At 43.4% G+C, this 21,828-nt stretch carries 25 protein-coding genes; 12 read left to right on the forward strand and 13 right to left on the reverse strand.

Features of this window, described 5'->3' with window-relative positions:
- The first annotated feature begins 107 nt into the window (after positions 1-107).
- The gene (locus tag AC1RM2_RS15545; RefSeq protein WP_492986112.1) at positions 108-944 is read left to right on the forward strand and encodes an N-acetylmuramoyl-L-alanine amidase; all 837 of its coding nucleotides are present in this window, start codon (positions 108-110) and stop codon (positions 942-944) included.
- Between the two features lie 95 nt (positions 945-1,039).
- Here AC1RM2_RS15545 and AC1RM2_RS15550 read toward each other — a convergent pair whose 3' ends face one another.
- Positions 1,040-2,707 (reverse strand): glutamine--tRNA ligase/YqeY domain fusion protein, encoded by a 1,668-nt coding sequence (locus AC1RM2_RS15550; RefSeq protein ID WP_492986113.1) that lies wholly within the window; start codon positions 2,705-2,707, stop codon positions 1,040-1,042.
- A gap of 243 nt (positions 2,708-2,950) precedes the next feature.
- Here AC1RM2_RS15550 and AC1RM2_RS15555 point away from each other — a divergent pair, with 243 nt between their 5' ends.
- On the forward strand, positions 2,951-3,313 hold the full coding sequence (locus AC1RM2_RS15555) for a TM2 domain-containing protein (protein ID WP_090652190.1): 363 nt from the start codon (positions 2,951-2,953) through the stop codon (positions 3,311-3,313).
- Positions 3,314-3,336: 23 nt separating this feature from the next.
- Here the strand turns inward: AC1RM2_RS15555 and AC1RM2_RS15560 are convergent, their stop codons facing one another.
- Together AC1RM2_RS15560 and AC1RM2_RS15565 are read right to left on the reverse strand one after the other, a co-directional pair.
- Entirely contained in the window at positions 3,337-3,420 is an 84-nt protein-coding gene (locus tag AC1RM2_RS15560) for a DUF2683 family protein (protein ID WP_492988253.1), read from the reverse strand.
- Positions 3,414-3,533: a DUF2683 family protein gene (locus AC1RM2_RS15565; protein WP_492986114.1), complete on the reverse strand. Its 120-nt coding sequence runs from the start codon at positions 3,531-3,533 to the stop codon at positions 3,414-3,416. The genes AC1RM2_RS15560 and AC1RM2_RS15565 overlap by 7 nt, the downstream gene beginning before the upstream one ends.
- Before the next feature lie 60 nt (positions 3,534-3,593).
- Here AC1RM2_RS15565 and AC1RM2_RS15570 point away from each other — a divergent pair, with 60 nt between their 5' ends.
- The 3 genes from AC1RM2_RS15570 to AC1RM2_RS15580 all read left to right on the forward strand — a co-directional run bounded on the left by AC1RM2_RS15570 (position 3,594) and on the right by AC1RM2_RS15580 (position 5,876).
- Positions 3,594-4,691: a Nif3-like dinuclear metal center hexameric protein gene (locus AC1RM2_RS15570; protein ID WP_492986115.1), complete on the forward strand. Its 1,098-nt coding sequence runs from the start codon at positions 3,594-3,596 to the stop codon at positions 4,689-4,691.
- Positions 4,691-5,434: a zinc ribbon domain-containing protein gene (locus AC1RM2_RS15575; RefSeq protein WP_090652193.1), complete on the forward strand. Its 744-nt coding sequence runs from the start codon at positions 4,691-4,693 to the stop codon at positions 5,432-5,434. The genes AC1RM2_RS15570 and AC1RM2_RS15575 overlap by 1 nt, the downstream gene beginning before the upstream one ends.
- Positions 5,435-5,501: 67 nt before the next feature.
- Complete coding sequence (locus tag AC1RM2_RS15580) at positions 5,502-5,876, forward strand: ribosomal maturation YjgA family protein (protein WP_492986116.1); 375 nt, start codon at positions 5,502-5,504, stop codon at positions 5,874-5,876.
- Position 5,877: 1 nt separating this feature from the next.
- On the opposite strand, the gene AC1RM2_RS15585 is transcribed toward AC1RM2_RS15580, so the two are convergent.
- From AC1RM2_RS15585 to rsfS, 9 genes are all read right to left on the reverse strand, one after another.
- Positions 5,878-6,948 (reverse strand): PA0069 family radical SAM protein, encoded by a 1,071-nt coding sequence (locus AC1RM2_RS15585; protein WP_492986117.1) that lies wholly within the window; start codon positions 6,946-6,948, stop codon positions 5,878-5,880.
- A gap of 29 nt (positions 6,949-6,977) precedes the next feature.
- Entirely contained in the window at positions 6,978-7,622 is a 645-nt protein-coding gene (locus AC1RM2_RS15590) for a response regulator (RefSeq protein WP_492986118.1), read from the reverse strand.
- Positions 7,585-8,418, reverse strand: coding sequence for a sensor histidine kinase (locus tag AC1RM2_RS15595; RefSeq protein ID WP_492986119.1), 834 nt, complete (start codon positions 8,416-8,418; stop codon positions 7,585-7,587). Before AC1RM2_RS15595 ends, AC1RM2_RS15590 begins: the two co-directional genes overlap by 38 nt.
- 133 nt (positions 8,419-8,551) lie before the next feature.
- On the reverse strand, positions 8,552-9,148 hold the full coding sequence (locus AC1RM2_RS15600) for a hypothetical protein (RefSeq protein WP_492986120.1): 597 nt from the start codon (positions 9,146-9,148) through the stop codon (positions 8,552-8,554).
- 105 nt (positions 9,149-9,253) lie between these two features.
- A complete protein-coding gene (locus AC1RM2_RS15605; protein ID WP_492986121.1) occupies positions 9,254-9,721 on the reverse strand; it encodes a hypothetical protein in 468 nt (155 codons plus the stop codon).
- Between the two features lie 304 nt (positions 9,722-10,025).
- Positions 10,026-10,379, reverse strand: coding sequence for a hypothetical protein (locus tag AC1RM2_RS15610; RefSeq protein ID WP_492986122.1), 354 nt, complete (start codon positions 10,377-10,379; stop codon positions 10,026-10,028).
- 245 nt (positions 10,380-10,624) lie between these two features.
- Complete coding sequence (locus AC1RM2_RS15615) at positions 10,625-11,275, reverse strand: LutC/YkgG family protein (RefSeq protein WP_492986123.1); 651 nt, start codon at positions 11,273-11,275, stop codon at positions 10,625-10,627.
- A 55-nt stretch (positions 11,276-11,330) separates the two neighbouring features.
- Entirely contained in the window at positions 11,331-13,427 is a 2,097-nt protein-coding gene (gene ftsH / locus AC1RM2_RS15620) for an ATP-dependent zinc metalloprotease FtsH (protein ID WP_492986124.1), read from the reverse strand.
- A gap of 90 nt (positions 13,428-13,517) precedes the next feature.
- A complete protein-coding gene (rsfS, locus tag AC1RM2_RS15625) occupies positions 13,518-13,892 on the reverse strand; it encodes a ribosome silencing factor (protein WP_274211159.1) in 375 nt (124 codons plus the stop codon).
- Positions 13,893-13,939: 47 nt separating this feature from the next.
- Between rsfS and AC1RM2_RS15630 the strand changes: the two genes are divergently transcribed.
- The 4 genes from AC1RM2_RS15630 (at position 13,940) to pfkA (ending at position 18,071) form a co-directional block, all read left to right on the forward strand.
- Positions 13,940-14,713, forward strand: a complete 774-nt coding sequence (locus tag AC1RM2_RS15630; protein ID WP_492986125.1) for a biotin--[acetyl-CoA-carboxylase] ligase — start codon at positions 13,940-13,942, stop codon at positions 14,711-14,713.
- A 3-nt stretch (positions 14,714-14,716) separates the two neighbouring features.
- Positions 14,717-15,169, forward strand: coding sequence for a protein-disulfide reductase DsbD domain-containing protein (locus tag AC1RM2_RS15635; protein ID WP_492986126.1), 453 nt, complete (start codon positions 14,717-14,719; stop codon positions 15,167-15,169).
- Between the two features lie 18 nt (positions 15,170-15,187).
- A complete protein-coding gene (locus AC1RM2_RS15640; RefSeq protein ID WP_492986127.1) occupies positions 15,188-16,951 on the forward strand; it encodes a protein-disulfide reductase DsbD family protein in 1,764 nt (587 codons plus the stop codon).
- A gap of 142 nt (positions 16,952-17,093) precedes the next feature.
- Entirely contained in the window at positions 17,094-18,071 is a 978-nt protein-coding gene (gene pfkA / locus AC1RM2_RS15645; protein WP_492986128.1) for a 6-phosphofructokinase, read from the forward strand.
- Between the two features lie 121 nt (positions 18,072-18,192).
- Here pfkA and ku read toward each other — a convergent pair whose 3' ends face one another.
- Positions 18,193-18,960: a non-homologous end joining protein Ku gene (ku, locus tag AC1RM2_RS15650; protein ID WP_492986129.1), complete on the reverse strand. Its 768-nt coding sequence runs from the start codon at positions 18,958-18,960 to the stop codon at positions 18,193-18,195.
- 236 nt (positions 18,961-19,196) lie between these two features.
- Between ku and AC1RM2_RS15655 the strand changes: the two genes are divergently transcribed.
- The 3 genes from AC1RM2_RS15655 to ypfJ all read left to right on the forward strand — a co-directional run bounded on the left by AC1RM2_RS15655 (position 19,197) and on the right by ypfJ (position 21,762).
- Positions 19,197-19,883 carry an SIMPL domain-containing protein gene (locus tag AC1RM2_RS15655; RefSeq protein ID WP_492986130.1) on the forward strand — a complete coding sequence of 229 codons (687 nt, stop codon included), beginning with the start codon at positions 19,197-19,199 and terminating at the stop codon, positions 19,881-19,883.
- 217 nt (positions 19,884-20,100) lie between these two features.
- Entirely contained in the window at positions 20,101-20,793 is a 693-nt protein-coding gene (locus AC1RM2_RS15660) for an SIMPL domain-containing protein (protein WP_492986131.1), read from the forward strand.
- 99 nt (positions 20,794-20,892) lie between these two features.
- Positions 20,893-21,762 carry a KPN_02809 family neutral zinc metallopeptidase gene (ypfJ, locus tag AC1RM2_RS15665; RefSeq protein WP_274210995.1) on the forward strand — a complete coding sequence of 290 codons (870 nt, stop codon included), beginning with the start codon at positions 20,893-20,895 and terminating at the stop codon, positions 21,760-21,762.
- Positions 21,763-21,828 lie beyond the last annotated feature (66 nt).

The following is a 21,828-nucleotide window of genomic DNA, read 5'->3' on the forward strand; positions in this document are numbered from 1 at the left end:
CGAACACCCCACTCATCCCCTCCCAAAACCGAACACCTGTACATGGGCACAACTATTTCCGGCTTCGGTGGTTATTTGCTTACTTTAGCTTTAAGCTTACTTCGCCTATGAAAAATACCGCTTATTATATACTGGCCCTGGCTATTCTGATAACCGTGGCATCCTGCTCGCCCAAGGTGCTGCCCTACGCGGCCACCAACAAAGTATACAACCACCAAACCGATTCGCTGCTGGAAGTGTTTGGCCGCGAGCAGCCCGCCATGTTGGTTGATAGCCTTGGCCTGCCCATCCCCAGCGAGTGGATTGGCACCGTTAACTTTAACGCCCGCAAGCCCAACTATGTAATTATCCACTATACGGCACAGGATTCGCTGGCGCAAACTATCAAAACCTTTACGCTGGTAAAACCGCAGGTGAGCGCCCACTACGTGGTGGGCAAGGATGGCAAAGTGGTACACATGCTTAACGATTACCTGCGCGCCTGGCAGGCCGGCATCAGCAAGTGGGGCAGCATTACCGATATGAACAGCTGCTCGATAGGTATCGAGATTGATAACAACGGCCACGAGCCTTTTACCGACCCGCAGGTTCGCAGCCTGCTGGCACTGCTGGCCCAGCTTAAAACGGCTTATAACATACCCACGGCCAACTTTATTGGTCACCAGGATATTGCCCCCGCCCGCAAGCCCGATCCGGGCCCGCTATTCCCCTGGAAACTGCTGGCCGCCAAAGGCTTCGGCTACTGGCCCGACGAACTGCTGGAACTGCCCCCCGATAACTTTGACTACGCCACCGCCTTGCGCCTCATAGGCTACGATACCAGCAACCTGCCCGCCGCCATAACCGCCTTTAAACGCCATTTTGTACAAATTGAAGACAGCCCCACCATGGGCCAGCTGGATTTAAATGTGCTGTATAATGTGTATAGGAAGTATGCCCCCTAACCCCCTGAAGGGGGAACTATGGCGCATATAAAAAATGGCCATTCGCTAAAAGTGAATGGCCATTTGGTTAAAGCCGCAAATCAAAAACTCCCCCTTTAGGGGGCTGGGGGGCTCTTCCACCCATCTTTCAGCGTCACTGTTCTGTTAAAGATCAGCTTATCATCGGTTGAGTATTTATCCAGTGTAAAATATCCTTTGCGCATGAACTGTACGGCGGTGCCGGGTGTGGCGTTGGCCAGGTCGGGTTCAATGTAGGCGGTTGGTATAATGTGCAGGCTGTTGGGGTTAATGTAATCCTTAAAGTCGCCTTCCTCGCTTTGTGGGTTCTCTACCTGGAAAAGGCGGTCGTACAGCCTCACTTCGGCGGTTTTGGCGTGTGGTACGCTCACCCAGTGGATGGTGCCCTTCACGTTAATACCGCTGGTATCATTACCCGATTTTGACTCGGGCAGGTAGCTGCAATGAATTTCGGTTACGTTGCCATCGGCATCCTTCACAAAGTCGTCGCAACGGATGATGTAGGCATTTTTTAGCCTCACCATCAATCCCACACCCAGGCGGAAGAATTTCTTAGGGGGCACTTCCATAAAGTCTTCCCGCTCAATCCAAAGTTCGCGGCTAAACGGAAACTCGCGGCTGCCGTCGCCATCTTCGGCTTCGGGGTTGTTTTCGCCATGCATAATCTCCACCTCGCCCTCGGGATAGTTGGTCAGGATACATTTTATAGGGTCGAGCACGGCCATACGGCGCCATGCGGTTTTGTTAAGGTCTTCGCGGATGCAGAACTCCAGCAGGCCAACATCAATCATATTCTCGCGTTTGGCTACGCCGATGCGTTCGCAAAACTCGCGGATACTGGCGGGCGTATACCCCCGCCTACGCAGGCCGCTAATGGTAGGCATGCGCGGATCGTCCCAGCCGTCAACATGGTTTTCAACCACCAGTTGCAGCAACTTGCGCTTGCTCATTACGGTATAGTTGAGGTTAAGGCGGGCAAACTCGTATTGTTTAGATGGGAAGATGTTCAGCTTTTCGATAAACCAATCGTACAGCGCCCGGTGGGGGATAAACTCCAGCGTACAAATAGAATGGGTTATCTGCTCAATAGCATCCGATTGGCCGTGGGCAAAATCGTACATAGGGTATATGCACCAGGCATCGCCGGTACGGTGGTGATGGGCATGTTTAATGCGGTACATCAAAGGGTCGCGCAGGTGCATGTTGGGTGCGGCAAGGTCAACCTTTGCTCGCAGTACTTTAGCACCATCGGGGTATTTGCCGGCTTTCATATCGGCAAACAGCTGTAAATTTTCCTCTACAGACCGGCTGCGGTACTGGTTGGGTACGCCGGGCTCGGTAGGGGTGCCTTTTTGGTGGGCTATCTCTTCGGCTGTGCTATCGTCAACATAGGCCAGGTTGGCTTTAATAAGCGTTACCGCAAACTCATATAGCTGGTCGAAATAGTCGGAAGCGTACAGTTCTTCGGCCCAGTTAAAGCCCAGCCATTTAACATCTTCCTTAATGCTATCTACATATTCAACATCCTCTTTAACGGGGTTGGTATCATCAAAACGCAGGTTGGTTTTGCCGTTGTATTTTTGGGCCAATCCAAAGTTTAGGCAAATAGATTTGGCGTGGCCAATATGCAGGTAACCATTAGGCTCGGGTGGGAAACGGGTTAATACCCGGCCGCCGTGCTTGCCGTTGGCTATATCTTCTTCAACAATTTCTTCTATAAAGTTCAGTGATCTTTCTTCGCTCATGAGGGCAAAAATAATAAAAAAAAGCCCCCTAAGCCCCCTCAAGGGGGAACTTAAATAAAATACGAATGGAAGGAAATATCGAATAACGAATTTAGGATATCCAACGCCGAATTTTTCCTCCATTATACGGTATTGGATATTTGGCGTTCGATATTAAATCGCCTGCAGATACAGGATAGCCTATTGTTTTTAGCAGAAAAACATTAAATTTGAAAAACCGCTAACATCAAACCCTACGCCCCAATGAATATGCAACAAGGCAATTACATGAACTTTCAGGATATGACGCCCGAGGAGATGGCCTTTTTACAACAAGCTACAGCAAACCTCAACGAAAGCCAAACCAATTATTTTTACATGGTTTACAGCAGCAAAAGGAAATCGGCACAGGAAATTATGTTGTTTACGCTGTTGGGATTTGTTGGCTTTGGAGGAATACACCGCTTTGTTTTAGGTCAGGTTGGTATGGGTATTGCTTATTTGCTAACCTTTGGCCTATGTTGGGTTGGCACCATTATGGATTTGATAAACAATAAATCGCTGGTATTGAAGTATAATAAGGATGCCGCTTATGACAGCCACCGGATGGCGTTAATGACGCCGTAAATAATAAATGAGGCATCAATATATTATTTCCATAGATCGTCGGTTTTTATAGCTTTAAATTTACCGGCCTTAAAATTATCCCTGCTACGGTTAATTTTCTCTACAATTCTGGATCATACGGAGATTCGCCTTCTTCAAAGCGGATCTTTAATGCCTTCATAAAGGCTTTTAGTGCTGCTAATTTCTCTTTGTTTTCCGGATGTGCAATTAAAATTCCCATAACCCAATTTACTATTTTATTTTAAGAATGAATATTTGATATATTAGCATATCAATTTATATGAAACTATCCGCTCTAACCACCTACCTTGAAAGCCTTGCGCCCCTCGTTTACCAGGAGGATTATGATAATGCAGGCCTTATTATAGGCCATCCCGACCAGGAAATATCCCAGGCGCTGCTATCTTTAGATTGTACCGAAGCGGTTGTTGACGAAGCTATTGCTACAGGCTGCCAACTAATTATATCCCATCACCCCATAGTTTTCAGGGGGTTAAAGAAGTTTAACAGCAAAACATATGTGGAGCGCGTTGTTGAAAAAGCCATCCGCAAGGGCATAGCCCTGTACGCCATTCATACCAACCTTGATAATGTAATGCACGGGGTTAACAGCCGCATATGTGATACCCTTGGCCTTAAAAACTGTCGTATACTGTTGCCCAAGCATAACCTGATCAAAAAGCTGGTTACCTTTGTCCCCCACAGCCATGCCGATGCCGTGCGCGAGGCCTTGTTTGCAGCCGGGGCGGGTAATATTGGCAATTACAGCGAAGTTAGCTTTAACGCCGAGGGAACAGGCACCTTTAAAGGAAACGAGCTAACGGTACCCCATGTAGGCGAGCCGGGCAGGCGCCACCGCGAAAGCGAGGTTTGCATTCAAACCGTTTACCCCGCCAACCTGGAGAGTAAAATAATCATGGCGCTGATACTGGCCCACCCTTACGAAGAGGTGGCTTATGACCTGTACAGCTTAACCAACCAAAACCAACAGGTAGGTTCGGGCATGATTGGCGAGCTGGAAGTGCCCACCAACCAGGAATCGTTTCTGTTTCATGTAAAAGATAAAATGCGCACACATGTGATAAGGCATACCGCTTTTACCCACAAACCCATCAAAAAAGTGGCTGTTTGCGGAGGCTCGGGAGGCTTTTTACTGAAGCATGCCATAGCCGCCGGAGCCGACATTTTCATCACCTCCGACTACAAGTATCACGAGTTTTTTGATGCCGAAGGAAAGATAGTGATTGCCGATATCGGACACTTTGAGAGTGAACAATTTACGGTGCAATTATTGTATGAAATAATTAGAAAAAAATTCCCTATCTTTGCCGTCCGTTTAACAGAAGTAAATACAAACCCCGTCAAATATTTTATTTAATGGAACAAACCGTAGAACAGAAGCTTAAAGCTTTATACGAACTCCAAACCATCCACACCAAAATTGACAGAATACGCCAGGTACGTGGCGAGCTGCCAATGGAAGTTGCCGATCTGGAAGATGATGTTGCAGGCCTTGAAACCCGCATACAGAAAATCAAATATGAGCTGGATGATGTAGAGGATGAGATTGTAACCCGCAAAAACCTGATCAAAGATGCTCAGGCCAACATCAAAAAATACGAAGCGCAACTTAACGAAGTTAAGAACAACCGTGAGTATGATGCGATATCAAAAGAAATTGAGATACAAGGATTAGATATACAGGTAAGTGAGAAGAAGATAAGGGAATATGGTTTCGAGATAACTTCAAAAACCCAGGTATACGAAAAAGCCCTTGCCGATCTGGAAGCACGCAAGAACGATCTTGATGCCAAGAAAGATGAGTTAGGTGTAATTACTGCCGAAACTGAAAAAGAAGAGAACGACCTTGTTGCCCAGGCAGAAAAAGCTATCCCGAATATTGAAGAGCGTTTATTTACAGCTTATACCCGTTTGCGCCAAAATGCAAAAAATGGTTTAGCAGTAGTAACCATTCAGCGCGATTCATGCTCTGGGTGTTTTAACCAGATCCCGCCTCAGCGCCAGTCGGATATCCGTCAACGCAAAAAAATCATTGTTTGCGAGCATTGCGGACGTATCCTGGTTGATGAGCAGATGGCCTTAGAAGCCGAAACTGTATAAGCAAACCACTTATAAAATTAATATAAAAGGCATCTTAAGGGTGCCTTTTTTTGTTGACTGAATTTTTATGCGAAGATCAAGGCTCATTTATTTTATACTCATTATAGCTACCATTATTACAGGACTGCTTTCCCGCCATTTTAATAGCATTCCGCTGTTTATTGGCGACATTCTTTGGGCACTGATGGTGTATTTTATCTCGCGCTTCCTGTTTATCAATAAGCCTATAAAATTCGTAGTTACTTCAAGTTTATTTTTTTGCTTCGCGATAGAGTTTAGCCAGCTTTATAAAGCACCCTGGATAAATGGTTTGAGACACACGCTATTTGGCAGGCTTGTTTTGGGCGCAGGCTTTTTATGGAGCGATTTGCTATGTTACGTGATTGGTGTGGCGATAGGTATGGTAATTGACTTTTACATACTTAAAAACGATGCAAAATAGCTTAAAACATACTCGTTTGCTTGCCCTTCCTCGGCACAAATAAGCTATAGTCATACTCCGGCATCTCCCGGCCATCTAAAAAGCGGTTACAAGCCATCCTGAACATCTGGTGGATAGATTCGGCCACCTTTCCCTCGCCGCTCATCCTTCTGCCAAAGTCACTATCATTCAGGTTGCCGTCGTGGCAGGAGCGAATCATGTTCAACACCTTCTCGGCACGGTTGGGGAAAGCTTTATAGATCCAGTCGCTAAATAATTCGGCAATACTTCCATTAAGGCGCACTATGGTAAAGCCGGCTGCCAAAGCGCCCCTATCGGCTGCAGCCTTTATAATGTTAGGCACTTCGTTACTGTTCAGGCCCGGAATAATAGGCGCTGCCATTACCCTTACCGGAATGCCTTTTTCCGAGAGTTTTTGAACAACAGCCAGCCTGCCGGTAGCGGTAACCGTTCTTGGCTCCAGTTTTTGTCGAAGTTGTTCGTCAAGCGATGTAATTGATACGTTAACATGAACCAGATTCATGGCGGCCAGCTCGGTTAAAATATCCAGGTCGCGCAGTACCAGGTTGTTTTTGGTGATGATGGCTACCGGGTTTTTATATTTCAGGAAAACCTCCAGCAGCCGCCGGGTAATTTGCAAATCGCGTTCAATGGGCTGGTAACAATCGGTATTGCCCGATAGCAGTATGCATACCGGCTTGTAATTTTTTTTATTAAAATATTGCTCAAGCAATTCAGGAGCGTTGCGCTTTACGATAATCTTGCGTTCAAAATCAAGGCCTGCGCTAAAGCCGTAGTATTCATGCGTGTTGCGGGCATAACAGTAAATACAACCATGTTCGCAGCCCTGGTAGGGGTTTATGGAGTACATGTGGCTTAAATCGGGACTATTTGATTCGCTCACAATCTTTTTAGGCGTTTCTTCAAAAAGCTGCGTGGCACTGTTTTCAAGCAAAGGCTCGTCAAGCCCTTCCATATGCTCGGCCACATATTTGCTTTTCAAAAATTTGTTGTGGGTGTTAACCTGTGCCCCTCTGCCCTTAAAAAATTCGGGGTTGTCCTCATGCGCCATAAGGCAAATTTGCTAAATTAATTAGCAAATTACAAATCTATCAGCTTGTTTTTAATGCTGTATAAAACCAGTCCCACCCGACTTTTTATCTGTAGTTTTTCAAACAGATGATCGCGGAAACTATCAACCGTGCGCACGCTGATATTCATGGTGTCAGCAATCTCCTTGTAAGTAAGCTCGGTGCTTGTAAGGCGCAGGAATTCAATTTCGCGGGGGTTTAACTGTATCTGGGCTTCCTTATCAATATTGAAATTATTTAACAGGTGGCGGGTAACAAAATCCGGGTAAAAAAGGTCGCCTTCGCTTACTTTAATCAGTGCGCGTTCAAATTCATCCGGCTCGGCATCCTTCAGTAAATATCCTTTTACGCCTGCCCTTACCATTAATAATACCTTCTCGGCATCTTCAAACATAGATAGGATAATGATGCGGATAGATGGATGGTATTTGCGAAGCCATTGGGCGGTTGATATGCCGTCCATTACAGGCATATTAATATCAAGCAAAATAATATCGGGAACAAGGCCTGAATCGATACTTCGTATTAACTCTTGCCCGTGCGCAGCTTCAAATAGTATATTATAGCCGCCAAAGCTATCAATGAGCGCTGCAATGCCACTCCTGAAAAGGCGATGATCATCTACCAGGGCTATTTGAATGGGTTTCGTTAGCATAATTTTCTTCAACCAGGGGGTTAAGTGATAACTTAATAGTACAGCCTCGTTTGAGCGAACTGGTTATAACAGTCTCTGCCCCAATCAACCCCGCCCTATTTTTCATGTTACGCAATCCCGATCCGCTCTTGTCGGTCAGCAATTCGGGTTGGAAACCTGCGCCATCATCTTCGATGGTCAAATTAAACATTTGTGCATTATAATACAAACCGATTTTAATGTTTGCTGCATCCGCATGTTTCAACGCGTTATTTAACGCCTCCTGGAATATCCTGAACAATACCAATTCGCGCTGCTCGCCAAGGGAGTACATTTCGCCCTCAACGTTTAAATCCATATTAATAAGGCCACTTTTGTTCACCCTTATCGCTTCCAATTCCAGCGTTTTTACCAGGCCTAACGCGTTGATATGTTCAAAGCTTAAGCTTTTTGAAAGGTTACGCAAGTCTGTAATGGTTTGCGCTATAAGTTCGCGGCTGTCGTTCAACTTTACCTTTTCCTCGCCACCGAGCTTGTTGGCCAGCAGGCCCATATTGAGTTTTACAAACGATAGCACCTGTGTAATGTTATCATGCATCTCGCGGCTTACATAGTTCAGGGTTTCTTCCTGTATTTCTATACGGGTTTTTAACAACTCCTGTTTAAACGACGATTTCAGCTCGGCCTTTTCCATGGCATTTTTATTTTGTTTTTTTTGAAACATCAATAAAAAACCGACCATAAAAAAACCCAGCAAAAGCAGTAACGCAGTACCGGCTATAATGATAAGGATAACTTCTTCGTCTTTGAAAAGCATAACAAGGCAGTAGTTAAAGGAGGATTGAGCAATAGGTTTGAAATTTCAGGGATCGTTTTTGCAAGGATAAGAAAATGGCAGCTATTTTCATATTATATATAGCTCAAAAGCCGGCGAAAAAGACTTACGACATTTATGGGTTGGGTTTCATTTCTGGCTGTTGTAAAGATAGCTTTGTTGCTTTAGAAGAACAGAAAAAGGCATATAATAACAAAGTATAAAGCATCAAATTAGCAAGGCCAAGTATAACGCGGGTTAGTATAAGAAATGAGTAATTGTTTTTGTATGCCATTAGGCTAAAACAAGAATAATAAAATGTTTTTGCAAGAAAATAAAAAAGCAAACCAGTAGCGACTAAAAAAGCAGGATGCCTTAAAAGAACAATTTGCCCCTCTGCTTTGTCCAAGAGTTTATAATAATAAATTCCGATCAACGAGAGAACAAATAGCGACTGAATTACCATAGCCAATGTATTTAGCTTCCAAAATCCTTGGATAAAAAGATTACCTATAATAGTTATTACTATAACAATGCATGCATATTTATACACGGTGCTTTTATAACATCGGTTTTTTTCAAGCGAAGTAAAAAAATAAGTGTAAATTATAAACTCAAATAGCTCCTCGAAGTTTGCCAGCCAGGCGTTGGTACGATTAATTCTTGTCCAACCAAGCATGTCAGCAGATTCATACAGCACCCCAACTGATAAACAAATTAGAAAAATTCTCAAGGTTTTATCTATTTGTCTATAGGTATATTACAATACAGAAAAGCTACAACGAGCGATACGCAATAAACATTATACAACATATAGTATTAATACACCCCAGTTTGTCTATTGAAGTTCATTTCTAAAGACTTTACTGTTTTTAGAAGAGCATAAAAAAGCATAAATCAAAATACCGTTTAACAATAGGTTTGACAGCCCTGGAATGGTTCCCGCAAGAATAGAAAAATGGTAATTGTTTTTATATACCATATAACTAAAACATACATAAAACATTATTTTTGCGCAAAAATAAAAGAGCCAGCCCGTTATTGCTAAAAATGGCGGGTGCTTAATAAGCTCCAAACCCTCCTGCGCATCTTCTAATAAATTACGATAATAAATAAAAATTAACCCCAAGACAAACAATGCCTGAACTACAATTGCTATTGTGTCTCGCTCCCAAAATCCCTGAATAAAAAAAATATCAACCAACGAAAACAACACAATAATACCAGTAAGTATGTAAACCGTTTTTTTATAGGACGGCCTACTATCAAACGAGGTTAAAAAATAAATTAATATTGGAAATTCCATAAAGCCTACCAAATTATTACACCAGGCATTGCTATGGTTAATCACAAGTAAGTTGTAATAACAAACGACTTCATAAATAGTTATAAAACCAAAATAGGGTAAATACCATTTAAAGTTGTGAGCAAAATGTTTATAACTGTACAGGCATACAGCAAATGTTATAGGCAGAGATATTAAGTAAAGATAGTATAATAACATTCAATATTTTTGATTCTTTTACACAAAAAGCAATAAAAAGAGGCCTTAATCTGTCTGCTAAAATCAGCATAAATATTGAATGTTAAAACTAAAATTCACGAACTTATTAGATGCAATTTGGAGGACAAGGCTTCCCTTCATTCACCGGATCCAGTCCTTCGGCCAGCACACTAGTATCCGATAACGCGTCAGCGTGGCTGCTGTCTTTATTAACAGTACCAGCAAGCATCACGGTCGTTTGGCCCGGGGTAGTTGGGTGTTTTTCGTCATGAGCTGCCAAGTGAACCCTTACGCCGGTAGCATGTGCCGGTAGCTTGTTTACAAAATCTTTAAATGCGTCGATATCAAACCAAACAGATTTGGTATCATTAATACCATGTGTTTTGTCGATAACGTTTTTACGGGTGGCGTGGTAGTGGTCTACCATTTTTTTTGCTTCGGTTAAATCAATTTTCTTCATGTCAATAAGGGGGTTTAATTAGGGTTATACGTGTTTATAACTGCATTGAGTTATTAAAAACAAGTATAATTTATTTTAATTATAAATCCGCACCATCTGATATTTTAATAATATTTTTTTTAATCATTTACGGTGGTACCGCTGCCAAAGCGCGCGGGAAGTGTTAGCTAAATGCCCGGCAACAAAATACAGCCGAAGCAGTGCGGGCGTAGCCGGCATATAAATTCAAAAAAATAACTGAAATTTTATGCCCCGTGCGAGTCGTCTAATAAAAAAACGAAAAGCTCTTTGGGGCCATGGGCGCCAAGCACCAGGGTTTTCTCGATATCGGCGGTTCGGCTGGGGCCTGTTACATTGGTGATCATGGATGGCAGGCGGTTGCCGTATTTGTTTTTCAGCAGTTTAAAACCATCTTTAATATCCATCACCATTTGCGATGTATAAGCCAGTACAATATGCACTGGCGGATAGATGCTTAAGCGCCGGCCGGCCATGTTGCCATTAGATAACAAAATACTGCCATTGCGGGCTATTAAAGCCTCGCACAGGGTAAAGCCAACCTCGGCCAGGTCAAAGTCTTTATCGGTCTCGTAAAAGGGATATTCAAAGCGGGCAAGTATCTCCTGCAGGCCGGGCTCCCAGCAGTATATTTTGTGCCAGTTGCGTTCTTCGGCCAGGGTAAGCAGGGTTTCTATAAATTGTACCTCGTCTTCGCAAAAAATAAACTGGCCGTTAACGGCAGTAAATTGCTCGGCAAAAACAACTTCAGGTATTTCATCATCAGTTGCGTAAAGCGGCAGGTCTTCCAGTTGGGGATATGGGTTGTCCCTTTTCTCCAGCAGCGCCTTGCGAATCTTCTTTAGCAGTTTTTCTTTTGATGTGGTAATATCCCTCATAGTACAAAAAGGAAAGCCACCAGCTAAGCTGATGGCTTTTTTATATAGTATTTAATTAAAACTTCGGATCCGGCTCATCCATCCTTGATAACTCAGGATTGATCACATTCTCGGGTATCGCATTGTTATCAGGTACTAAAGTTGGTTCGCCGTTTACAAACTTATCATAAGCGGTACGGTGCTCAAAGGGGCGTTTGCCCAAAAGCTCTTCCAGGTCGGCCTGGAACAATACTTCTTTCTCCAATAACTTTTTCGCAACCTTTTCTAATCCGTCGCGGTGTTTAATCAGCAACTCTTTTGTTTTGGCGTATACATCTTCAACCAGGCTTCTTACTTCAGAGTCGATGAGGTTTGCGGTAACATCAGAGTATGGTTTGCTAAACTGGTTTTCGCCCTGTGGATCGTAAAACGATACGTTACCAACCTTACCATTCATACCATATATTTTTACCATGCCATAAGCCAGGCGGGTAATGCGTTCCAAATCGCTCAGTGCACCTGTGGTGATTTTGCCGAAAGTAATATCTTCGGCAACACGGCCTCCCATTGATAATATCATATCATCAATCAACTCCTCTTTAGCAACCAGGAACCTTTCGTTTGGCAGGTACTGGGCATATCCTAAAGCGGCAACACCACGCGGTACGATAGAAACTTTAACCAGCGGATCGGTATGCTCTAAAAACCACCCCGCTATAGCATGGCCGGCTTCGTGGTAAGCTACCACGCGTTTTTCTTCAGGTGATATCAGGGTATTCTTTTTCTCCAACCCACCAATTACACGGTCAACCGCATCCTGAAAATCAGACATGTCAACCGCCTCTTTGTTTTTGCGGGCCGCTATAAGGGCAGCTTCGTTACAAACGTTGGCAATTTCGGCACCTGCAAAACCTGGGGTTTGTGCCGATAGTTTTTTGGCATCAACATCATCAGATAATTTAAGTGGTTTTAAGTGAACTTTAAATATCTGCTCACGGCCATTCAAATCGGGTTTATCAATAGATACCTGCCTGTCAAAACGTCCGGGACGTAATAAAGCCGAATCCAATACATCGGGGCGGTTGGTTGCGGCAAGGATAATGATACCCGAATCGGTACCAAAACCATCCATCTCTACCAACAACTGGTTCAGTGTATTTTCGCGCTCGTCATTACCACCAACAATATTGTTTTTACCACGGGCACGGCCTATGGCATCAATCTCATCAATAAATATAATACATGGCGCCTTATCTTTTGCCTGGCGGAACAAATCGCGCACACGTGATGCACCTACACCCACAAACATCTCCACAAAGTCAGATCCTGAAAGGGAGAAGAATGGAACGTGAGCTTCGCCTGCAACGGCCTTTGCTAATAAAGTTTTACCTGTACCCGGCGAACCTACAAGCAATGCGCCTTTAGGAATTTTACCACCCAGGTTGGTATATTTTTTAGGATTTTTTAGGAAATCTACAATTTCCATCACCTCTTGCTTGGCTTCTTCTAAACCGGCAACATCGTTAAATGTAACGGTTACCTGTGCCTCTTTATCAAACAAGGTTGCTTTTGATTTGCCGATATTGAATATCTGGCCACCCGGGCCACCGCCCGAACCACCACTCATACGGCGCATAATAAATATCCACACTGCTGCAAACAATATCACCATAATTACACCCTGTACAAGCCAATTTGATAAAAAGCTTTCGCGGCCCTGTTGCAATTCAAGCGAAACATCACTTAAAGATGGGTCGGCAGCCTGTGCTGCGGCAATTGATTTTTTCAGGCTCTCGAAAGAGTCATCGGTAAAAGTATACTGAGGGCCGCTGCTTCCTGCAAACATGTGCTGCTCTTTACCAAGGGCAGTATATTCTGGCTTGGTATCAAGGCTTTGCTTTTTAATATATACCTCCCCAATGATCAAATCGCCGCTTTTATAAGCTATAATTTTTTCAACATCATGCTGCTTAAGCATTTTGGTTTCAAACTCCTGGTAGGTTATCCGTTTGCCAGTGTCGTTGCTTAACAGTGTTGTTGCAAGCAGGAACGCTAAAACAATGATGCCATAAATCCACATAATATTAAACTTAGGGGGCTTAGGCGGCGTTTTTTTATTCAGGATCTTCCTGATCGGTTTCGGACTTTCTGATTTATTATCGTTATCTTTCATCTCTTTGTTACGAGCTCAAACTTACTATCTATAATTTAAAAAACAAGGTTATTACCATGACGCTATTGCAAGCCTTTATGTGACTATCGCTTAAGCGCTTTTGTAATATTTTATTTCGGCATCACCCCACAATTCTTCTACGCCATAAAATTCACGCTTGTCTGTGCGGAAAACGTGAATCACAACATCCACATAATCAAGCAGTATCCACTCGCCATATTCCAAACCTTCTTTGCGCCAGGGCTCGGTTTGGGTTGCTTTAAAAATTTCATCTTCAATGCTGTTGGCTATCGCTTTTACCTGCGTGGTTGAGTCGGCATGGCAAACTACAAAGTAATCTGTTACCGAACTATTTAGGTTACGAAGGTCTAACCTTACAATTTCATTACCTTTTTTTTCCTGGATACCGTGTATCGCAAGTTCAGAAATATAGGTTGATTGTCCTACCTTTTTATTTTTTACCATCAAAAAGAATTAGTTTTGAACGTTTTTTGGTTAAAAATTATTACACTTTGCAAAATAACATATTTTCGGCATTATTTGTTGGTCAAAATTTAGTAACAATTAAAGAAGTTGATTCAACCAACACTTACCTTAAAACATTACTGTCAAATTCCAAGCCATTGCCCGAAGGTACAGCCATTATGGCAGAAAGCCAATTTGCCGGCCGGGGCCAGCAACAAAACAAATGGCATAGCGAGCCGGGCAAAAACCTAACTTTCAGCATTTTGCTAACTCCCTCATTTTTACCTGTTTTACAACAATTTGACCTTACACGGGCGATTGGCCTGGGGGTAATTGATGCCCTTAATCCGCTGCTGGGCGACCGCTTAAAAATAAAATGGCCAAACGACATTTATTATGACGATAACAAACTTGGCGGTATTTTGATTGAAACACACCTGCAGGGCGACAGGATAAAAGATGCCATTATTGGTATAGGCCTTAATATAAACCAGGAGCATTTTGAGGCGGGCGCCGGCAATGCCATATCTGTAAAGCAGATATTACAAAAGGATTATGATTTACGAGCTTTATTATTAGAAATTTGCGGGCATATTGAAGGATACTATCTTAAGCTGAAAGCCGGTAAATTTTTGTTTGTAAGGAACGCTTATTTAAACCGACTATACTGGTTAAACGAAGCAAGGGATTTCCGGTCAGATGGTGAAACGTTTAAGGGGACCATTGTTGGGGTGAAAGATGAAGGGTTACTTTTGGTTGAACATAATAATTTGGGCACCCGTGAGTTTAGCTTAAAACAAATTGAATTTTTAAATAAATAATACATGAAAAAGTTATTGTTATTGATGGTGGCGCTGGTTATTTGCGCCGGGGCCTATGCACAAATTGAAACACCGGTACGCTGGGCATACGCGGCAAAAAAGCTGAACAGCAAAGAGGCCGTTGTATATTTAAAAGCAACCATACAACCCGGCTGGCACATTTACTCGCTTAATGTTGGCGATGGCGGCCCGATAGCTACTTCGTTTGTGTTTTCAAAATCGAAAGATTTTGCCCCGGTTGGCAAAACTACCGAACCAAAGCCACTATCTAAATATGAGGAATCATTCAAAATGAATGTTACTTATTTTGAAAAAGAGGTTGTTTTTTCGCAAAAAATAAGCTTAAAGTCGGCAACGGCCGGCAGTGTAACAGGCAAACTTACTTATATGACCTGTAACGATAAAAAATGCCTTCCACCAGATGATGTAGATTTCACCATTCCTTTAGGCAAATAATTACCAGGGAATAAAAAGATGAACCTATTTAAAAAGATCAACTGGTTACCAACGTCAATAGCTGTAGTAACCCTGCTTATTGTATTTGGCTTAAACGCGCCAAAACCGGTTTACGCGGCGCAAAAAAGCGGCAAAGATACAATAGCTGCGCCTGGCGACATACAATTTACCAGTATCCCTACCGCGGCCGATAGTATTGCCATACGTAAAAAGGCGGCAATGCAGGATGCAGAAAAACTTTCGCAACAAGCGGCAGCAGCGGCAAAACAATCGGTAGTTGCGGCCAAACAAGCGGCTCATTCAAAACCCGAGGTACCAAAAACGCTTTGGCAAATATTTATAGAGGGCCTTATTGGGGGCTTTACTGCGGTAATACTCCCTTGTATTTACCCTTTGTTGCCATTAACCGTTAGCTTTTTTACCAAAAAGAGCGGCAGCCGCAGTAAAGCAATTATGCAATCGTCTATTTACGGGGTATCTATCATTGTAATATACGTAACGCTTGGATTATTGATATCTATAATTTTTGGTTCAAGCGCGCTTAACCAGCTGGCTACAAATGGCATATTCAATATGTTTTTCTTCCTGCTGCTTATTGTTTTTGGTATATCATTCCTGGGGGCATTTGAAATTACATTGCCAAGTTCACTGGCCAACAAGCTCGACGAAAATGCCGACAAGGGTGGCCTTGCAGGCATCTTTTTTATGGCATCAACTCTGGTGGTTGTTTCATTTTCATGTACTGGGCCTATTATAGGCACACTGCTGGTAGATGCCGCCTCAAAAGGCGACAGGCTTGGGCCGGCAATGGGCATGTTTGGCTTTTCTTTAGCGCTGGCATTGCCATTTACTATTTTTGCTTTGTTCCCCTCGGCCTTAAAAAGCTTACCAAAATCAGGGGGATGGCTAAACAGTGTGAAGGTAGTTTTGGGCTTCCTTGAGCTCGCCTTCGCTCTAAAATTCCTATCCAATGTCGACCTTGCCTATCATTGGCATTGGTTTGACAGGGAGGTATTTTTATCGCTTTGGATAGCTATTGGTATAATGGTAGGCCTGTATCTGTTAGGCAAAATTAAATTTTCGCATGATAGCGATGCGCCATATCTGTCTATCCCAAGGGTGTTTTTATCAATAATTGTATTTGCATTCGTTGTTTATATGATCCCGGGGTTATGGGGCGCCCCGCTCAAATCTATCGGGGCCTTTTTACCACCAATAGGCACACAGGACTTTGATCTGTCGCCAATACCGGGAGGTGCTACTGCCACAACATCAAAACAAGATGGTAAAGAGCGAAAATATGCTGCAAATTATTCGGCCCTTACCATAAAAGGCCTGGCTCCATGGTTTGATTACGACCAGGCTTTGCAGGTTTCAAAAGAACTGCACAAACCAATACTGATTGATTTTACAGGCTTTGCCTGCGTTAACTGCCGAAACATGGAAGCCAACGTATGGTCGGACCCGGTGGTATTTAGTAAACTGCAGAACGACTTTATTCTTTTGCAACTTGTGGTAGATGATAAAGCGGCTTTAGATATTAAAGATCAGTACACATCAACTTACAGTTTTAAAAAGATAACCAATATTGGCGATAAGTGGAGCGAATTGGAAGCAAGCCGTTTCAACTCAAATTCGCAACCATTATATGTGATGCTTGATAGCGATGGCAAGGAAATGACCGATAAAAACGGAACTGTTTTGCCACACTATAATGCCGACTACCATATTGACCGTTATATCAATTTTTTAGATAGTGGTATAGCCGCTTATAAAAAGTGATACAGCGTTAAAAAATTAAGTGTAAATTCGCGGCAACTTTTAAAAGTTTGCCGCGTTTTTTGGTTACGGGGTTGTTTAAAAGCCACTAATTAAATTATTGAATTTTTTAAGGTAGGGCTTACAGGCCATATCAGGATAAAAAATGACGCAGATTAAAAAAATAGGACTTTATACTTCGGGCGGAGATTCGCCGGGCATGAACGCTGCCATCAGGGCGGTTGTACGTACGGCTATATATTATGGTATCGAGGTGATGGGCATTCGCCGTGGTTATGAAGGCATGACTAAGGGCGATTTTGTACCCATGAACCGCAAATCGGTTTCAAACATTATTCAACGCGGCGGTACCATACTAAAAACCGCCCGCTGCGATAACTTCCGCACGCCCGAAGGCCGTCAGCAAGCATATGATCATCTTAAAAGAAACAATATTGATGCCCTTGTAGGTATTGGTGGCGATGGTACATTTACCGGGGCCAAGGTTTTTGGTGCCGAATATGATATGCCTATCATTGGCCTGCCAGGTACTATTGATAACGATTTAATGGGTACCGATTTTACCATAGGTTATGATACCGCCATTAATACGGTTGTTGAGGCTGTAGATAAAATTCGTGACACGGCAGAATCACATGACCGCCTGTTTATAGTTGAGGTAATGGGCCGCGACTCGGGCCTGATCGCTTTACGTACAGGTATTGCCGCAGGAGCCGAAGCTATACTTATCCCCGAACATAAAGGTGGCATGGAAGGCTTATTTAACCGCCTTGAGCATGGCCGTAAAGATAAAACATCGCGTATTGTAATTGTTGCCGAAGGCGAAGAGGCCGGTGGCGCATTCGAGGTAGGGCGCCTGGTACAGGAGCGTTTCCCTAATTATGATACCCGTATATCTATATTGGGCCACATTCAGCGTGGTGGCGCCCCAAGCTGTATGGATAGGGTTTTGGCCAGCCGGGTAGGCGCAGCCGCTGTTGAAGCGTTAAGGGATGGCCACCGCAATGAGATGATTGGTATCATCCACAACGAAATTGCCTATACACCGTTTGAGCACGCTATTAAACACCATGTAGAGATTAATCCCAACCTGTTGAAGCTGGTTGAGATTTTATCGATGTAATTTTACTGAGACAGACATATTATATAGAGACACAAATTGTTGTGTCTCTATATATCTAAAAACCGCAAAACCTGGTCATTGTAGCAAAGCGCACTTTTGCTTTGTATCCCCTAAAAGGTCGTCAGGCTTTCTTTTTCAAACTGCTCATCAATTGATCGTACAGATCATCGCTACCGGTTTCACGCGGTTTAAGTTTTTTAACCGTAGCCCGTTTGCCTTTTGATTTTGCTTTAATAATTTTTAGCAACTCGTCGTTGTATTCGTCTTTGAATTTAGATACGTCAAAATCCTCGGCATATTGGTTAATAAGGGCAAGGCCAACGTCAAGTTCTTTTTTACTTACGGTTACATCTTTGGCTATATCCAGGTCTTCGGCACTGCGTATTTCCTGTGCAAAACGAATGCGGGTAACTACCAGCGCATGATCAACAGGGTGTACAATACACAGGCTTTCGGTACTGCGCAGTACAAAGCGCGCCAGTCCCGCTTTTTTTGACTGGATGAGGGCTTTCAACAAAAGGGCATAGGCCTTGTTGCTTTTGGTATCCGGCTCGGTATAGTAGGATGTTTCGTAAAACATAGGGTTTACGTCGGCAATATCCACAAAGCTTTCAATCTCGATGATTTTACTTTTTTCGGGGGCGGCATCCTCAAAATCCTGGTCTTCTACAATCACATAATCGTCATTGGCCAGTTTGTAGCCCTTCACAATTTTATCGTAGGGTACTTCCTTATGCGTTTTCTCGTTTACCCGCTGATACCTGATGCGTGAATGATCCCGGCTATCCAGCATATCCAAATCAAGCGAACTTGTTTGCACTGCCGAATACAGCTTAATGGGGATGCTAACCAATCCAAAACCAATTGAACCTTTCCAGATAGATCTCATATCAAAATATTTATCGTTTGCCTGTTATTACCATATGATGTAACCACCATAAACCCAAACGGTTTTTAAATAATTGACTTACAGGCATGGGCGAAAAAAACAAAACAAATCCTTGTGGTTTTTCCTTACCCCGGTATTCAAGGCCCCAACAATAGTTCATTATACCTGTTACATATTAAACTATCTGCCCGTCATTACAGTCATACAAACAAAAAAATAACCATACACATTACATCATGAAGAAGCTATTCATCATTGCCACCCTGCTAACATTTACTTACGGAGCCTTTGCGCAGGCTGTTGATTTGCGCCGCAAAATAGAAGTTACCGGCACCGCCGAACAGGAAGTTACCCCCGATATCATCAACGTTACCATATCGCTACAGGAATATATGGATGGTAAAAAACACATCCAGATCTCGGACCTGGAAGATCAGCTTGAAAAAGCTGTTAAAGATGCTGGCATACCTGCAACTGACTTTACTGTAAACAATGTATCGGCCTGGAACAACGCCGTCCAAAAAAAGAGACAACCCGATTTTTTAGCCGGCAAACAATATGGGCTCCGAATAAAAGACCTCAATAAGTTTAACCAGATTGTGTCTAAAATAGATCCCAAAGGTATCCAGTCAACCAATATCGACAGCTACGACTATTCAAAAATAAACGAGCTGAAAAACGAACTGAAACTTAAAGCCCTGCTTTCGGCACGCGATAAGGCTTCATTTTTATTAAGCGGACTTGGTAATAAACTGGGCGATGTGCTTAACATCACCGAAAGTGATAACAGCAGTTTCCCCCAGCCACGCCAGTACAACACCATGATGTTTAAAGCTGCCGTTGCCGATGCCCCTCAATCCGACATCGATTTTAAAAAGATTAAAATCAGCCTGCAGATAAACGCGGTGTTTGAGATAAAGTAAGCCCTCGGGCTCCCTGAAGGGGGCGTTTTTTGATTGATAAAATAAATAAAAGGCCATCCTTAGTTTTTAGGATGGCCTTTTTCATTTTTCTCCCCATGTAATGGCTACATCATATATTGTTGTTACTGATATTTCGTCCCCCCCCGGTTACAAATCTGCCCTATAGTACGTTATCTTAGTATCATTAATTAATTAACAACCATTAAACTTTACACAAATGAAAAAGCTATTTATCCTTGCCCTTCTACTCCCGTTTACCTGCCAGGTATTTGCACAGGCAACCGATGCGCGTCGCACAATTGTAGTTACCGGCATGGCCGAAGCCGAAGTGACGCCCGATATTCTCAATGTGTCCATTTCATTGCAGGAATATATGGATGGTAAAAAGCATGTGTCCATTTCCACGCTCGAGGCCGAACTTGAAAATGCTGTAAAAAACGCCGGCATCCCCAAAGAAGATTTCACCATTGATGATGTTGCTGGATGGAACTATTATTACCAAAAGAAAAAGGCTCCTGATTTTATGGCCGGCAAACAATACCGCATCCGGGTGCATAACCTGGATAAATACAACCAAATTCTTGCAGCATTAAATCCTAAGGGTGTTTCATCTACCGAGGTACAAAGCTATGAGTATTCGAAAAGGGTTGAATTAAAACGCGAACTCAAGATTAACGCCCTTATCGCCGCGCGGGATAAGGCAACCTACATGCTTGACGCTTTGGGCGAAAAATTAGGCCGACCGGTTACTATCGACGAAACAGAACCAATCACCAGCTATTTCAGCAGCCCGGGATCAATGTATACGAACAGTATCATGCGAACCAACGCAGCACCCGCCGAATCAGACATCAACTATAAAAAGATAAAATTAAGCTTCCAGGTAAGGGCTGTGTTCGAGATAAAGTAAGCTACCAGCCTTTTCAAAAGTCTCCCCTACCGGGGGAGATTTAGAGGGGGCTCAAACATTCTGACCGCTTTTCCTGTTACCCCTAAAAATCACAAAATTATGCAATGGTTTGGCAGGGGCGAAAGCGATAATGTAGAAGATCAGCGTGGCAGCGGCGGTGGTCGCGGTATAGCAATTGGCGGCGGGATCCTGGGCCTGATAGGGGCTGTAATTTATATGTTTACCGGGATTAACCCATCGCAGCTGCTTAACCAGAGCGGCGGCGACCAGCAACAGCAAACCGAACAATCGCAAAACCCAAATGCACCTGAAGACAACGGTAAAAAATTTGTACGCGTGGTACTTAAGGATACTGAAGATATCTGGGGCAAACTCTTTGCAGATATGGGCCGGCAGTACCGGGACCCTAAATTGGTTTTATTTACCGATTATGTACAATCGGCTTGTGGGAATGCCAGCTCGGCCACCGGGCCGTTTTATTGTCCCGGCGATGCCAAAGTTTATATAGATTTGAGTTTTTACGACGAGCTTAAAACGCGTTTTGACGCGGGTGGCGACTTTGCCAATGCCTACGTGATAGCGCACGAAGTGGGGCACCATGTGCAAAACCTGCTGGGTGTAAGTGCAAAAATGGACCAGGCCCGCAGCCGGATGAGCGAACGCGAATACAATAAACTGTCGGTAAAGCTGGAGCTGCAGGCCGATTTTTATGCGGGTGTTTGGGCCCATTATGAGCAAAGCATCAACAAAGTAATTAACGAAAAAGATATAGAAGATGCCCTGAACGCCGCTAACGCCATTGGCGACGACCGTTTGCAAAAACAAAGCCAGGGACATGTGGAACCAGACAGCTTTACCCACGGTACCAGCGCGCAACGCGTATACTGGTTTAAAAAAGGCTATGAAACCGGCGATGTAAAACAAGGCAACACGTTTGCCGATGACAGGTACGCTTTTCTGGCTAATTAGTCACTTCGCTGCGCGTCATCGGTCATTAGCGTATCGCTTACAATGTAATTGAACTTGTAATTGCAA

It is taken from the genome of Mucilaginibacter sp. GW822-FHT03E02 (assembly GCF_058801545.1).

Excerpts from the sequence above, each read along its gene's own strand:
- AC1RM2_RS15660 (WP_492986131.1), top strand. The coding sequence starts at position 20,101 with ATGAAAAAGCTATTTATCCTTGCCCTTCTACTCCCGTTTACCTGCCAG.
- AC1RM2_RS15545 (WP_492986112.1), top strand. The coding sequence starts at position 108 with ATGAAAAATACCGCTTATTATATACTGGCCCTGGCTATTCTGATAACC.
- ku (WP_492986129.1), bottom strand. The coding sequence starts at position 18,960 with ATGAGATCTATCTGGAAAGGTTCAATTGGTTTTGGATTGGTTAGCATC.
- AC1RM2_RS15595 (WP_492986119.1), bottom strand. The coding sequence starts at position 8,418 with ATGCTTTTCAAAGACGAAGAAGTTATCCTTATCATTATAGCCGGTACT.
- AC1RM2_RS15555 (WP_090652190.1), top strand. The coding sequence starts at position 2,951 with ATGAATATGCAACAAGGCAATTACATGAACTTTCAGGATATGACGCCC.
- AC1RM2_RS15615 (WP_492986123.1), bottom strand. The coding sequence starts at position 11,275 with ATGAGGGATATTACCACATCAAAAGAAAAACTGCTAAAGAAGATTCGC.
- AC1RM2_RS15580 (WP_492986116.1), top strand. The coding sequence starts at position 5,502 with ATGCGAAGATCAAGGCTCATTTATTTTATACTCATTATAGCTACCATT.
- AC1RM2_RS15640 (WP_492986127.1), top strand. The coding sequence starts at position 15,188 with ATGAACCTATTTAAAAAGATCAACTGGTTACCAACGTCAATAGCTGTA.
- AC1RM2_RS15590 (WP_492986118.1), bottom strand. The coding sequence starts at position 7,622 with ATGCTAACGAAACCCATTCAAATAGCCCTGGTAGATGATCATCGCCTT.
- AC1RM2_RS15575 (WP_090652193.1), top strand. The coding sequence starts at position 4,691 with ATGGAACAAACCGTAGAACAGAAGCTTAAAGCTTTATACGAACTCCAA.
- rsfS (WP_274211159.1), bottom strand. The coding sequence starts at position 13,892 with ATGGTAAAAAATAAAAAGGTAGGACAATCAACCTATATTTCTGAACTT.
- AC1RM2_RS15655 (WP_492986130.1), top strand. The coding sequence starts at position 19,197 with ATGAAGAAGCTATTCATCATTGCCACCCTGCTAACATTTACTTACGGA.
- AC1RM2_RS15565 (WP_492986114.1), bottom strand. The coding sequence starts at position 3,533 with ATGGGAATTTTAATTGCACATCCGGAAAACAAAGAGAAATTAGCAGCA.
- AC1RM2_RS15570 (WP_492986115.1), top strand. The coding sequence starts at position 3,594 with ATGAAACTATCCGCTCTAACCACCTACCTTGAAAGCCTTGCGCCCCTC.
- pfkA (WP_492986128.1), top strand. The coding sequence starts at position 17,094 with ATGACGCAGATTAAAAAAATAGGACTTTATACTTCGGGCGGAGATTCG.
- AC1RM2_RS15635 (WP_492986126.1), top strand. The coding sequence starts at position 14,717 with ATGAAAAAGTTATTGTTATTGATGGTGGCGCTGGTTATTTGCGCCGGG.
- ftsH (WP_492986124.1), bottom strand. The coding sequence starts at position 13,427 with ATGAAAGATAACGATAATAAATCAGAAAGTCCGAAACCGATCAGGAAG.
- ypfJ (WP_274210995.1), top strand. The coding sequence starts at position 20,893 with ATGCAATGGTTTGGCAGGGGCGAAAGCGATAATGTAGAAGATCAGCGT.
- AC1RM2_RS15605 (WP_492986121.1), bottom strand. The coding sequence starts at position 9,721 with ATGGAATTTCCAATATTAATTTATTTTTTAACCTCGTTTGATAGTAGG.
- AC1RM2_RS15585 (WP_492986117.1), bottom strand. The coding sequence starts at position 6,948 with ATGGCGCATGAGGACAACCCCGAATTTTTTAAGGGCAGAGGGGCACAG.
- AC1RM2_RS15550 (WP_492986113.1), bottom strand. The coding sequence starts at position 2,707 with ATGAGCGAAGAAAGATCACTGAACTTTATAGAAGAAATTGTTGAAGAA.
- AC1RM2_RS15610 (WP_492986122.1), bottom strand. The coding sequence starts at position 10,379 with ATGAAGAAAATTGATTTAACCGAAGCAAAAAAAATGGTAGACCACTAC.